Genomic DNA, 13,845 nt, shown 5'->3' on the forward strand with positions numbered 1-13,845 from the left:
ACATTAATAGTATAGACATACAAACATAAGAGAGCATTGTCTTTTCGTAGGCTACAATGCTCTCTATTTACTATTTATTTTTCTTTTGTATCTTCAAATTGACGTTGTTCTAAGCGTTCTATTGCAGCTCGTCGTTTAGTATCATCAATGTTTGTATAAAGAGATGTTGTTTCCATAGAATTATGTCCCATTTGATTTGCTAATAATACTAAATCTTTATTTTCATTATAGTGATTAGTAGCATAAGTATGACGTAATTTATGAGGGCTTTTCTTTTCATCAAAAGCCCTTGTGTATTTCTCTGTAAGCTTTTGTATAGCATTAACAGAAATTTGCGCATAGGATCCTTTATAATTTGTTACAAATAGAATATCTTCAGCATCAGGACACTTGTAACGAGCAGCACGTACTTTTAGATACTCTTGAACATCATCTAGGGCTGTTTGTGTAGCCAAAATAGATGATTTTTTATCTCCTTTTCGTACAACTTTAATGTAACGAGTACGAAAATTGATACTAGAAATAGTTAAACTAGCTGTTTCAGATACCCGAAGTCCTGTACCTAAAATTAAACTTAGAATAGCAATATCACGCTCTCTATCGCGTTTGAAGAATCTTAACTTACCGGGAGCGTTTTCTTTTAGCATTTGCTCATATTCATTAGATAAAAAGCGCATAAATTTAATATCATCATTATTGTGAAAAATAACTTCAGAAATTTCTTTCGCTCTTGCTGAAGCGTCAATTTTTTCCTTATGAATTTCCATTTTGGCCATAACATTTCTATAAAAGTAACATTCTCCATTATCATCTTCAGTGTTTTTGGTTAGGTAGTTAAATAATGATTTTAGAGCTGAAAATGTTCGTATAATTGCCTTTGTTTTATTACCTTGTCTCTCTAAATAGCTTTTAAACCTTTTTACTTGTTTAAGAGGAAGGTGTTCCAATGTTTCAATTGGCACCTCATGTAATTTCGTAACCGTTACAACTTCTCCATTTACGAAAACAAGACGAGAGGAGATCAACCAATGTAAAAACATTTCATATTCAATTAAATATCCATACAAAGTAGCAGGGGAGAGGTTCGTTTTCTCTTCAATATATTCAATGATATACCAAGGCATTTTTTCTTTATGACGTTCTACACGTGCTTTATACACTTGTTTTTCTCGATTGCTCAATTTTTTCACCTCAAACTTCAAAACAGTACATTGATTTTCTATAATCAATGTACTGTTTTGTCTTAATTTGTCTAATTTTACATTAAATACAATTTTAATTGATATTCTTACGAAAACAACTTTATATAGAATTTCCATTTAAATTAACTTTTAAAAGTCTTTAATTTATTGCATAAATATCTCTAGATGCTGCATTGTCTTTTTTATATGATTATTTTTAAATACGTGTTTTTTACGTTCATTCCAACTATGGATATAATTGATAATCTCATCGAAATCCATTATTGAATTATTTCCATACTTTATAGACCAATGTACAGTAGCTAAAAGCTCCATACCATAAGGGGTTTCATATCCTTCAATTAAATTTTTTACCTCTTCAAGTCTTTTTAAAGATTCTTCATCATGAGAGATAAACTCTTTAGCTTCTAATATTGCATCTTCAAACAGATTAATATCAGATTTAGAATTTCGATCACCATAACCACGAATATAATGTCCTTCTAAACGAATTAAAACATGATTTAAATTTTCCGCATATGGACCATATATATATTTCACAAAATTTAAACGAAGAGGCTCTCCACACTCTTGTAAAAAATAAGCTAATTTCTGTATTTCGAGAAGCGAAAGGTGATATCCTGGAGCTCTGTATTGCTCCATTAATAATAGTAAAAGAGCTCTTGCTTTTGTCATTTTTGGCTTAGTTGTACCTATTTTCATGCTATTTGGATCAGGATGACCAGAAGGTTCATATAGATAAACTGTAGTATTTAAGTCCTCTAATGACTTTATAATTAAAGGCTGTACTTCACTCCAATCTAAGCCCCCATTACCACATCCAAGAGGAGGTAATGCGATCGATTTTATATTATAATTAATAATTTCATTTCTTAAAGAACTAAGCCCACTCTTAATATCTTCAATTCTTGATTTATTCTTCCAATGCCTTTTAGTTGGAAAGTTTATAATGTATTCTGGTGATCCTAAGAGGTGTGTTTTATATATAAACATTTTCCCAGGCTGAACTTGATTAATTTTACATGCCTTCTGATAAGCTTTAAAATTATCAGGGAATGCTTGTTTAAATTGAAGGGCGATACCTTTTCCCATTACACCGACTGTATTAACGGTATTCACCAAAGCTTGTGCATCAGCTTCTAACAAATTGCCTTTTGTTATTTTAATCAATTTCTACCACCACCTTAATAATACCAATTAGGTTTTAATTTAACTGTTAAAGAAACATTATGTTCAGTTAATATTTTTTCGGTTTCTTCTTTATATTTTTGACTATAGACTGCAATCCCGATAATACAGTCAAGTGGGACATATTGGTAAACCAGAAACTCTGCCATTCTTCTACGCTTTCTATCATTGTCTTCAATCGTGTCATGCCAATATTTACTCTTCATTATATCCCAATCAATGTTGTGCAATTCTTTAAGATCATTGTAATACTCAGTGAAGTGCATTATTCCATGGCCATCAGTAAAACAAAAAGGAACCCCGTTTTGCTTTATTTTTTGCGCTGACGATACAAAATAAATGAGAGGCCCTTGCCCCTCATTATATTGTGTGACATTACCTTTATAGATACTGTATAACATAGGTGATTTTGGAGCGAAATAGAATGGAACATATTTATGTAATGTTCCAAATGGTTCTACTGGAACTGAGTAATAAGCTCGTCTGTTTTGTATATCATTATTAGCAATATTACAATATGTTTGCCCATTATTCATGATGCTAGAGACACACACGAGTCCATTTGAAGATAATATTTTTGATAAATTTCTATAATGAGTCATATGATATATAAATGTGTTTGAATGCATTATGTACCTCACGATATTAACGTTTAATTTTATTTATATTATAACACACTATAATTATCAATTAAACTCGAATTTAATGTAAAATTATTTCTTAATCATTAACAATTCATACAGCCTGTATATAGCCTCCCCCTTTATTCTTTCATGTAAGTTTCTTCTCACATATAACACGTTCATGCTATGAATGTGTTTCATAAATTCCATTATTACATATATGAAATTTGATTTATGCTCAAAAGAGGACAACTAAATTGAAGTGCCCCCGAAAGTTAGACAGGTCGTTTCATTAGGCAGCCTCTAGGGTATGAGCCCGGTATTGTACCGGACTCATACCCTTTAATTTTGCCTTAATTCTTTTATGATTATAGTATTCTATATACTTTGCTAATTCTTGTTTGAAATGTGTTATACTTTCAAATTCTTTTCGATACAGAAATTCTGATTTCATGATACCGAAAAAATTTTCAATAACGGCATTGTCATAACAGTTTCCTTTGCGAGACATACTTTGTGTTATGCCACATTGCTTAAGAGAATGACGGTATTGTTTCATTTGATAGTGCCAACCTTGATCAGAATGAATGAGGAGTTTGTCTTGATCTGTTACACGTTCAAAGGCTTGGTCTAACATTGTTGAAACAAGGGAATAGGTCGTTCTTGAACCAATTGTATACGTGATAATTTCACCATTAAATAAATCTAACATTGGTGATAGGTATAACTTCTCCCTAAATAACTTACACTCCGTTATATCTGTAATTCATTTTTCATTTGGTTTGTCGGCTTGGAAGTTGCGATTTAAAATATTCGGCGCAATTTTCCCAACTGTCCCTTTGTAAGAGCGATATTTTTTCATACGAACAAGGCATTTTAACCCTAATTCTTTCATAAGGTGATACACCATTTTATGATTTATTTTGTGTCCACGATTCATCCGTTCATCATAAATAGCTTATTACTTGAGCTTTGTCTTGTTTGGTGATTGTTTCTTGTTTTGAACTACAGCATTAAACCTTTTTAAATATACATTTTCCGCTTGTAGTGTTTCTATTGAGCCTTCTACTACTGGTTTTATTTTTTTATCTTTCATGGATGGACGCCCCTTTTTCTTTGAATGTAGGGCATACAATCCTCCTGTTTCATAAGCTATTTTTCATTTCCGAAGTGTTTCATAAGACGGAATATTGGTAATGTCTCTATAAAGGGATAAAACATTCTTCTTATGTGCCCAATCAATAAAATAATGTCATACATACATTAGAAAAAACACACTTGGAGGCGATTCTCATGTCAAGAAGAAGATTTTTTGATTTACGCGAAGGAGATCGAATTAAAGTATTCTCAGCTGGTATATTTGAGGGCGAAGGAATCTTTATTCGCTTCGCTGAAGAAAAGGATGAAGACTTTATTTTTTGAATTAAAAACAATAGAAATGATTGTGACAGAGAACGGAAATGTGATCGTGAGGATTACTAATATTGTTCTATAATTTCTCATAAGAAAGCTTAGGAACAGCTGTTAACAAATCATTTACGAATACAATTCCTTATCCCTGTATTTAATGATGAAATGAAATAACCATTTTGTCTTACTATTTTATTGGAACTTTAAGTCCATAGATTTATCCTATAGAAATTATTGTCTACATGTAGCACACTTCTTTTGTAACCCATCCCCTGAAACGGTAAGTTTAAGAATTTTCTAACACCTGAAATTTTTATCTAGAAACTCTTGATTATCACCTGTTATTATCCGGATATCTTGTATGGTAAAACCTTTTTCAAATGAGAATGAATTTTATTCCAATTCCTCTTCTTCTTAGTACTGTTACAAAGTTTTTAAATATGAAAAGCTTTAGGTTAACTTGAAATGATTTCTCCCATATTTCATCCGATTTGGATATAAAAAAATAAAGAGGGTGTCTCAGAGTAAGAATTTTACTACTTTAAGACACCCTCTAATATCCATAATTATATATCATTTAGTTCCGTCAATATGTTTAAGAATTTTCTATTAAATTTATGATAGAATAAAATACTAATTGTACATTCACTCAAACCTTAATAAAGTGGTGGAAGATTAGTTGGCACAAACATAATATTCATGAGATCAAATGGAGTACCGGAGTTTAATGTCACATTTATATCTAGCGTTACATTAGTATTATCACTTGCTACTATATTACCGATATTAATATCTGAAAAACGAGCTCCATTATCATTAACTCCATCGTTATTTGTAGTGGTATTAACATTTGAAACAGTATAAACTCTACCGTTTATAGTAACTCGAATAGTTGAATTTCCTATTGAAGATACTCTTAAATAAAGATTGTAACTATTTCCATTCCCTCTAAGCGTATAACGAGCTGTCGTGTTGCTTTGTTCAAATCTTAAGGAATCACCTTGATTTCCAAATTTTTCAGAAATAAATGTTCGAGTTTGATTATTCACTTGAGTGGCATGTATTGGCGATATAGTAAATCCTGTATAATCTTCTGGCGCCAAATGGATCATAGTACCATTTTCATTAGCGGCATAGATATTATTTTTTCTGTTATGCACAGATACCAAATAGGCCCGTGCTCCACCAGGTGTTCCCGAAGGACTTTCTATATTTCTTATTTGGTTATAGTGTAACGGTCTTGTTAGATCTTCGTTTCTAATAACTAAAGGAACCCCAGAAATATTACGGATAAAATAATCTGGGAAATAGTTTGAATTTCCACGGGCTGAAAAAGCACCACACCTTAAACTTAAAGTTGTTTGAAAGGATTCTGTCTGCCAATTCGTAGAGGTAGCAACGCCCTCTCGATCTGTACCTGAATCCAGCCAACTTCTAACAAATGGTGTTGATAAAGGAGGGAGGACCGTGCTGCAATTAAAGTTGTGATTGAGATTAGTCGCCCCTATGAGACCAGATGAAACTCCTCCGCTATAATTAACCCTGGCACTATTCAATGAATGAGTTGTAGTACTACCCGGTAAACCACCAATATTAGGGAAGGTAATAGAAAGCCTAGTACCACTAATACCAGATAATATATAATTCGAATTAACTTGGAAAAGAGAATATAAAAATGGCCAGTTTTGTGCTGTAAATGATTGTGTCTGCTGTGGTCCACTACCGCTAGCATATAAATTAGCGCCAGAAGATACCATAAGACTCTGATATTTAAACAATGACCAAATGGATACATATTCAAATACATTTAAAAACATATATGTTCTAAATTCTAACATATCGTGTAAACGGGTGTTTAACCCTCTAAACGCAGTTTGATACGTATTTATACAATAATTAGAATAATCTCTTGTATAATTTCTCAGGTAATCTCGATACGTACGTAATGTTGCTGCTGAAATACCCCATTCATCTGCATTAAGAATAACATCTCTAATAAAAGAAAGATGCATATTGGCTGCCTGTGCAAATAAAGGTAATAATAACAACTGGTATCCTTGTATCTGGAACTGGGGTAATCTATTTAGAAATAATTGCTGCATTGTATTAACCGAAGAAGTTATTGATAAAGGAACAGGGTTTTGAGTAGGGTTTAAAAAATTATCTACTTGTTGATTAAACTCCCTTATATTCGCTTGGAGCCCTATCAATTCTGCATTTACACGAGCAAGGGTATCTGTATTAAGTCTTTGATTTAGGAATTGTTCTGTCTCCCTTAAAATATCTTGCATTAGATTTGTACTACCACTAGGAAATATTATCCCCCATAATTCACTCAATATCCTTTTTCCAATAAGACTCCCCACTTTCTTTAGCAAAAAACTAGACACAGTTCCGACTACAGGAGCTACATATAAACTATGATCTGTTCTTTTCCACTCCATCCATTCTTTTTGGATGGTATCTAATGATTTATGTTCAAAACTAAATGGATCATGGGCTACTACATTATACGCATCACAAATAGTTGTTCTTCCACTATTCAATACATTATTCATATAAAATTCCTCCTTAAATATCTAGTTTTATATTAAAACTAAACTCTTTTGATAATAACGAGTATGTTTAAGAAACTACTTACTACTTACTACTTACAACCACAATCACAATTCTGACTTTGATTATACGTATCAATTAAATCTTGTGTGTATACATTCAAATCTTGTGGGCATACATTCTGACTTTGGTTATACGTATCAACTAAATCTTGTGGGCATACATTCTGACTTTGGTTATACGTATCAACTAAATCTTGTGGGCATACATTCTGACTTTGGTTATACGTATCAACTAAATCTTGTGGGCATACATTCTGACTTTGGTTATACGTATCAATTAAATCTTGTGTGTATACATTCTGACTTTGGTTATACGTATCAACTAAATCTTGTGGGCATACATTCTGACTTTGGTTATACGTATCAACTAAATCTTGTGGGCATACATTCTGACTTTGATTATACGTATCAACTAAATCTTGTGGGCATACATTCTGACTTTGGTTATACGTATCAACTAAATCTTGTGGGCATACATTCTGACTTTGATTATACGTATCAACTAAATCTTGTGGGCATACATTCTGACTTTGATTATACGTATCAACTAAATCTTGTGGGCATACATTCTGACTTTGATTATACGTATTATTCGTGTTTATTATTTCTACACTGATAGATTCTAAATTTGTATATATTTTATTTCCTTTATCGTTTCTCCAAAATAAGAATGATTGGTTTTCAATTTTAAAGAGGCATATATATTTTCCTTGTCCTTTAAAATCCCCATAAGAATATATATTAATTAATTCATCTTCACATACATTAGGAAAATGATATTTTAGCATAAAATCTTTTCCTCCTATTAACTATTTTTATCGTGCATAGTTAAATCCTTTGGATACTATTGAATTATTAAGATAACTAGCTAACATCTATACCTATAGTTTTTCACTTTCAATCCTGATAAAGACACTATAGTGTATATTTAAATTTTTTATAAACCTTCGGTTCTTACTCATACACAAAACAAAAAAGACCAGATATTTGAGCAGATTGGGGATTTTCTTTCATCAATTTGATTTGTAACTCACGTACTTGAATATGATCACCATCAATGACATAATGTGGTAATTGCTGCACACTATATTTTAAAATATGGTCCACATATACCGTATCTTGAAAACTTAAGGAAATAGATGGATTTCTGTCCACCGTTGTATACATGTTTTCACACACAATGGGTTCAATAGAAAAATTCCCGATAAAAGAAAGGACTCCCTTAATCTTTAATACTTGTAAGTCAATTTCTACTTGTCCACATTCATCAATCTCAATACGTTTTTTACACGTATCTTTCGTCATAGACAAATGACTTACATCGTAAACAAGTTTCAAATCATTCGGCTTTTCAATTTGAAAACCTGATGGAAGGGAAACGATACACTGAAAAGGTATATGGTGTTTATGTTTAGTTATCCCATTCGGAACATCTCTACCTTCTTGCGATTCATGCATGGTATTCACCCCCTTCTACTTTCATTTATGGGTTTCAAGTACCTCTAAAACCGCTCTGCACATTCTATGTGGGGAGTAAACGGTATATGCCAATTATTCATCACAATATTTTCACGCCTCCCATGTTACATTTTGATGACTGTACGTTGAAATATACATATCATATACGAAGCGTACTTTTTACGAGTCACGTTATCCGTATGCATATCGTCCATTCTTCATCTGCCTACTTTTCTAGGAGAATCATGACACCTTAAACAGGGTAATAACTCTTTCATTGCTCTAAGAATCAACATCATATTTCTTGAATTTTTTTAAGGGATCCATTCACCGCTTTCTTAACTACTTCTGTCCTCCTCCTCATAGATTAACAGGTGTAATTAGAGAATCCATTTATTAAAGGCAACAATTGTTTAATTCATTTTCACACAGGTTGCCCCCTATTCCATTGATGAAATTGAATTCAATCACCTGTTAACTCTTTTCCTGCGGCTTTGAGTAAAGTATATCTCTAATCCAAAAAGAAAAAGCATAGATATCTTCCTCTATAGAGGAAGATATCTATGCTTTTTTATAAATGAAAAGTGCTACAAATATCATAAATATTCAAGATAATCGCATAGAAATGCGTTATTTTAAATTTTTTGTTCTATATGTATACTATGGTTGTATCTTTTTATGAGGAATAAGGGATATTATTGAGAGATACCATTGGTATTGCAGGAATTATTTTGGTTACTAATATGATTACAAGTATAAAAACGATTAGAGATGTGTAGAAAACAGGTAGATACAATACAAAAAAGAATTTCCCTGCACGTTTTATGAGTAAAAGAATTTACTCTTTATGGTTAATTTTGAATTAACGTTCGAAATGAACGTATTTTTGTTGACTGCTATATTTTTTATTCACCTCATTTAGGAACAGTAAATTTAATATATTTTAAACTAATTAGAGTTATATCAAAAAAAACTTAAACATTTATTTCGTTTGATTTCAGACCTATAATGACTTTTGTTTATAATTCACTAAAATAATTAAATCTTATGCACTATCTTCACCAATATTATGTACAATTGAAAAATATAGATGTGCTTGATTATTTTTAATCTCAATTGTACGCATATTTTATATTTGTTGAAAATGAGTAGAAAACTTGATTTGTTATAATAGCAATCACTATAAAGGAGTATTTTTGCTATTCGCTCCTGAACTAATTAATGAACGATTATTCTTAAAAGCTATGGATTTCACATAAATATTATATTTTTTACTTGAATTTGATTTAGCAATTACATAAGGGTTGTGAAAAATTGGTTTATATGTAGTTGAGACATATTGTTAGTCGCTCTAAAATCTTATAGCATACTGTTTTCTGTATTCAAAGCATTTTGCATTGAATGCATACCTCAGATTACTGGTTTATTTCTCATGTTTATATAATCTACATTTGCCTAGGGATTTGCACCATATTTTAAAATAGAAAAGCTTTAGCCCAATGTACTCAACGTTTTTTAGTTTGATAAAAAAATACTAATAATCTATATAAGGTAAACTTATCATTAATATATATATATATTAATGATAGTTCAACAAGAGGAGTCAAATAATTTTGTGAATTTAAAAGTTATAAGAGAGAAAACTTCAACTATTTGAAATAGAATGATCGGAAGTATGAGTGACATATTTTAAAGGCAAATAGTAAGAAAATAGAATGAAAGTGTTCGTTGATTACTAGCTTAACGGATTACAATTAAATGGAACAAATCTTTGTTAAATCAGCAAGTTGTTAATTGTTTATCATCTGCACGAACTTTAAAAAGAAAAAGAACTATACAAGTTTAAAATATAAATAAAGCCACAATCTGTATTTGGATTATTTAAAATATATGATCTGTACGATGGGTTCCAAACTAATACAATGCGAGCTGTAAAAAATCTGTTACAACCCGCATTTTGTTTGTAAAAAGACAATCATCTCGAAAACAAACGACTTATTATTTTTGATGTCTTTTTTTATATTTATGTCTTAGTTATATAAAATATAATTAATTTCGTTCTTTGAAGAAATCCCTAAAGAGTATCTCAAAAAGGCTCTAATAAACTTGTTGGAATCTTTTTATTTTTTGTTTGCAAAATGCTCTTTTAAATTCTTAATCCATATAGATTGATGTAAATTAGTATTAGGAATCCAATTCCCTGATTCATGAGAACCTACAAATTCTCTATAGATGGGATGCCAAATAACAAGATAGACTTCATTTCCATATTGTACTTCATCAAATTGACGTAAAGGTTTTCCAAATTGGTCGGATTGGCCAATAGAAATCGCTCCTTGGTCTAGCATCTCTTTAAATTGCTTCAAACACATCATCCTTTATAATATTATTTTTATGTATATTTTTTAAGTATGTTGATATTCTTCTATAGAAATTTTAAAACAAAAAGAGAAAATCATCTAAAAGAGCATATTAAATAATTAATTCTATTAACAATTTTTTAAAGAATTATCCTATATAATTTTTGTGAAAGAAATAAGCATACGATATCCAATTCTTACAAGGGTAAATTAAATTGATATTTAAGCATAGAAGGAAACTTACTAGTTATTTTCAATCATTTAAGCAACTTCATTTTTGGGCACAATGTTAATGTATTGTACACATTATAAATGATAATAAGGTCTGGATTCATTGTATACCATGTTTTTTAAGTCTACTAAATTCCCCCATTATTTATCTTCTTTTTTATTGTGTTTTCTTTTTCCACCTAAAGTTTCAACTGCATTGATTAAAGGTTGTGGAAGCGGAATACCTATACGCCCAGCATTTTCTGAGATAGACAATAACTCATTTCCCACGAAGAAAAAGATTGTGGCTTCTCGAATGGCGCTATTACTTCCAAATATCATATCTAATTGAGTTGCAACGCCTACTAGAAGAAATAACACGACCTTTTTAGCAATACCTTTAAAGCCAATTTTGCTTTTTAATTTTCCATTATAACCTGCAGCAATCATTCCCGTAATGTAGTCAACTGAGACCATAGTTACTAAGATTTTTAATAATACATCCCATGCACCGAAAAAGTAACCGCAAAAACCACCAAAGGTGGCTAGAAATGTTTTCACTAATACAGCTTCATTCTCTAACATTCTCTACACTCCCTTCTACTATATTATTAATACTCAATGTATACTCTCATGCATGTATAAAGGACATAATCTGTATCCACTATTCTATAAATTTTTAAGATGCCAGAAATCCACTTTTTTTATGCCTATCTTTTCTCTTCCTACTCAGGCTCATGCACAACTATAGTTTAGACTACATCTATAAATAAAAGGATATATCTCTTTTCATATATGCATGAAAAATTATGTTTACAAATAATGGACCTATTTTTAATGTTTTTTAATGATATATCTCACCTTCATTAATTCCGCTATAAGCCCACTATTCTTGTACTCCATAGACTTAGTTAGAATTAGTGAGTAAAGTAAGATTCCAACTAAATTATTGTGAATTTATATTTTTATATACCCAAAATCCAATGCTTTTTTACGTATTTTTAGGAGTTTATTAAAATTTATCATATTGTGTACATGTTTATGTGTAGAAAAATATACTTATTGAAAAATGAAATTCTATTACTAACAAGTTAAGATAGATAAATTTAAAAGAATTAAAGATTGTGGTATTTTAAATGAAATAAATTATTAAAAAGCATTATATTGTATTGAAAATATAAACAAAAAAATCACTATTTTGGATGCTTCTCTTAAGCACCCCTTTCATCATATAAATAACTAATATGCCATCCTAAAAAATCACTCTTATTTTGTATAGAGGTTATTTTTTTCGTTTGTTTTTAAAATCCTCATTCTAATTCAGCTATAAAAGAGGAAAAAGTATATCTTTTGAAAAATATATACTTAAACTTATCCGAAGGAGTGTGATGGTTTTTGAAGCAGTTTAATGAGATTTTAGAAAAAGGAGCAATACCCACCGGACAATCCAATATAGTAGGAAAAGCGTTATGTCAATTTGATGAAATATAATATAAAAATGAGACTTACTTAATTGTTTGGTATCCCCCCCTATAATGAATTTATCGGTTCTCATAAAACAGGGAATTGGATTTCTCATACTGATCTACATCAATCAGTTTGGATAAAAAATTTAAAATCCTCTTTTGTTGCGAAAAGATAAAGAGGCTCTAACAATTTTGTTAGAACCTCTTCTTAATACTGTGTAGGGATTTCGCAAAAAATGAAGGTAAAAATAGTCTCCTTATAAATAACTAAAACATACATCCTAAAAGGTATTAAATGCTTTTTGAATTTACATTACATATGCTGCATAGACCCGTTTATTAGGCTTTCACTAAAATGCAACTTCATTTCGGAAGCACTATAACACAACACTCTAATACATTAAAAATATTCGTTGAATATCTGTATAATATTCCGAAAACATAATATTATTTATTTAAAAATATTAAAGTCTGTTTGAAGAATTCGATGGTATTGTTCCGTATTAATTTCTTTTTTTATTTTCTCCCCATATTGAGTGTGTGTAAAACTTTGTTTTGTAAGTGAAATATGACCGTTTTTAATTAATTTACAAATTATATGTCCCTTATTTAAAGGAGAGTCTGGATTCGTTATAATAATGTTTTGTATATCATTTACTTTATCTTCATTGATTTTTTCCAAAGAAAAAGCATATCCAATAGGCCAATTATGACTAGGTTCAGAACCAAGGAAATGTGAAGTTTCTCCATTTTTTCCTTTTCTCATTTCTAATACATAGGTACCTTTAGCTGTACTTTGTTTACGAACACGATACTCTCCAGTTGGAGACTTAATAGTATCACCGTTAAAGGGAACCGGATGTAAGGGAAGGTGTGAAGCGAAACCAGCATCTAGTATGTAGTTAGTATTTTTGTGTTCTAAAATGATTATTACGTGTCCGTCATCAGGTTTCCATTTTTTTTATTTTGGGATCATAAAGAGTACCCGCTATTCGATAAACATTAAATTGACAATCACTTAAAAAATAATATAATAACGAATTTAGCTCATAGCATACATAGTCCGCCATGATTATTTAGAAGTAATTTTTCTTCAAGATTTACTCGAGAAATTTTTTGAGGATGTCCTTCCATAATGTCTATGTTCTCGCAGGGTATTAAATGTGCCATCTGTAAAAGAATTTGATGCAAGGTATCAAATTGGATACTTTCTTTTGATGAAATCTTTAATTTTGAGAGGAAATTCTTTTGTAATTCAGTTAACATGTAAATACTCCTTTCGTTTGTTGAAAAAATATACATCAATTACG

Annotated in this window: 9 protein-coding genes and 3 pseudogenes; 2 read left to right on the forward strand and 10 right to left on the reverse strand. The window is 30.6% G+C overall.

Annotated elements, in window-relative coordinates:
- Nucleotides 1-74 precede the first annotated feature (74 nt).
- The 4 genes and pseudogenes from xerS to ACXKY9_RS29710 all read right to left on the reverse strand — a co-directional run.
- Nucleotides 75-1,181: a tyrosine recombinase XerS gene (gene xerS, locus ACXKY9_RS29695; RefSeq protein WP_014481901.1), complete on the reverse strand. Its 1,107-nt coding sequence runs from the start codon at nt 1,179-1,181 to the stop codon at nt 75-77.
- A 165-nt stretch (nt 1,182-1,346) separates the two neighbouring features.
- On the reverse strand, nt 1,347-2,372 hold the full coding sequence (gene darG, locus ACXKY9_RS29700; RefSeq protein WP_000591046.1) for a type II toxin-antitoxin system antitoxin DNA ADP-ribosyl glycohydrolase DarG: 1,026 nt from the start codon (nt 2,370-2,372) through the stop codon (nt 1,347-1,349).
- 14 nt (nt 2,373-2,386) lie between these two features.
- Nucleotides 2,387-3,019, reverse strand: a complete 633-nt coding sequence (darT, locus tag ACXKY9_RS29705) for a type II toxin-antitoxin system toxin DNA ADP-ribosyl transferase DarT (protein WP_000555978.1) — start codon at nt 3,017-3,019, stop codon at nt 2,387-2,389.
- Nucleotides 3,020-3,305: 286 nt separating this feature from the next.
- Nucleotides 3,306-4,205 (reverse strand): annotated as a pseudogene (locus ACXKY9_RS29710) (IS3 family transposase); the annotation flags it as partial.
- Between the two features lie 101 nt (nt 4,206-4,306).
- On the opposite strand from ACXKY9_RS29710, the gene ACXKY9_RS29715 reads away from it, so the two are divergent.
- Nucleotides 4,307-4,435, forward strand: a complete 129-nt coding sequence (locus ACXKY9_RS29715) for a hypothetical protein (protein WP_004425465.1) — start codon at nt 4,307-4,309, stop codon at nt 4,433-4,435.
- A gap of 644 nt (nt 4,436-5,079) precedes the next feature.
- On the opposite strand, the gene cry2Ab is transcribed toward ACXKY9_RS29715, so the two are convergent.
- From cry2Ab to ACXKY9_RS29740, 5 genes are all read right to left on the reverse strand, one after another.
- Nucleotides 5,080-6,981 carry a pesticidal protein Cry2Ab gene (gene cry2Ab, locus ACXKY9_RS29720; RefSeq protein WP_001067062.1) on the reverse strand — a complete coding sequence of 634 codons (1,902 nt, stop codon included), beginning with the start codon at nt 6,979-6,981 and terminating at the stop codon, nt 5,080-5,082.
- 89 nt (nt 6,982-7,070) lie between these two features.
- A complete protein-coding gene (locus ACXKY9_RS29725; RefSeq protein WP_000922362.1) occupies nt 7,071-7,829 on the reverse strand; it encodes a hypothetical protein in 759 nt (252 codons plus the stop codon).
- Between the two features lie 166 nt (nt 7,830-7,995).
- Nucleotides 7,996-8,499: a hypothetical protein gene (locus tag ACXKY9_RS29730; RefSeq protein WP_000545193.1), complete on the reverse strand. Its 504-nt coding sequence runs from the start codon at nt 8,497-8,499 to the stop codon at nt 7,996-7,998.
- 2,120 nt (nt 8,500-10,619) lie between these two features.
- Nucleotides 10,620-10,871: a hypothetical protein gene (locus tag ACXKY9_RS29735; RefSeq protein ID WP_033679389.1), complete on the reverse strand. Its 252-nt coding sequence runs from the start codon at nt 10,869-10,871 to the stop codon at nt 10,620-10,622.
- 360 nt (nt 10,872-11,231) lie between these two features.
- Entirely contained in the window at nt 11,232-11,654 is a 423-nt protein-coding gene (locus ACXKY9_RS29740) for a phage holin family protein (RefSeq protein WP_000892197.1), read from the reverse strand.
- 810 nt (nt 11,655-12,464) lie between these two features.
- On the opposite strand from ACXKY9_RS29740, the pseudogene ACXKY9_RS29745 reads away from it, so the two are divergent.
- Nucleotides 12,465-12,711, forward strand: a pseudogene (locus ACXKY9_RS29745) (hypothetical protein).
- Nucleotides 12,712-12,986: 275 nt separating this feature from the next.
- Here the strand turns inward: ACXKY9_RS29745 and ACXKY9_RS29750 are convergent.
- A pseudogene (locus tag ACXKY9_RS29750) lies at nt 12,987-13,801 on the reverse strand (arylamine N-acetyltransferase family protein).
- Nucleotides 13,802-13,845: the final 44 nt, after the last annotated feature.

The organism is Bacillus sp. 2175 (assembly GCF_057812155.1).

What these genes read in the sequence shown, in the direction of transcription:
- darT (WP_000555978.1), bottom strand. Translation starts at nt 3,019, where the DNA reads ATGCATTCAAACACATTTATATATCATATGACTCATTATAGAAATTTA.
- ACXKY9_RS29715 (WP_004425465.1), top strand. Translation starts at nt 4,307, where the DNA reads ATGTCAAGAAGAAGATTTTTTGATTTACGCGAAGGAGATCGAATTAAA.
- cry2Ab (WP_001067062.1), bottom strand. Translation starts at nt 6,981, where the DNA reads ATGAATAATGTATTGAATAGTGGAAGAACAACTATTTGTGATGCGTAT.
- ACXKY9_RS29725 (WP_000922362.1), bottom strand. Translation starts at nt 7,829, where the DNA reads ATGCTAAAATATCATTTTCCTAATGTATGTGAAGATGAATTAATTAAT.
- ACXKY9_RS29730 (WP_000545193.1), bottom strand. Translation starts at nt 8,499, where the DNA reads ATGCATGAATCGCAAGAAGGTAGAGATGTTCCGAATGGGATAACTAAA.
- ACXKY9_RS29735 (WP_033679389.1), bottom strand. Translation starts at nt 10,871, where the DNA reads ATGTGTTTGAAGCAATTTAAAGAGATGCTAGACCAAGGAGCGATTTCT.
- ACXKY9_RS29740 (WP_000892197.1), bottom strand. Translation starts at nt 11,654, where the DNA reads ATGTTAGAGAATGAAGCTGTATTAGTGAAAACATTTCTAGCCACCTTT.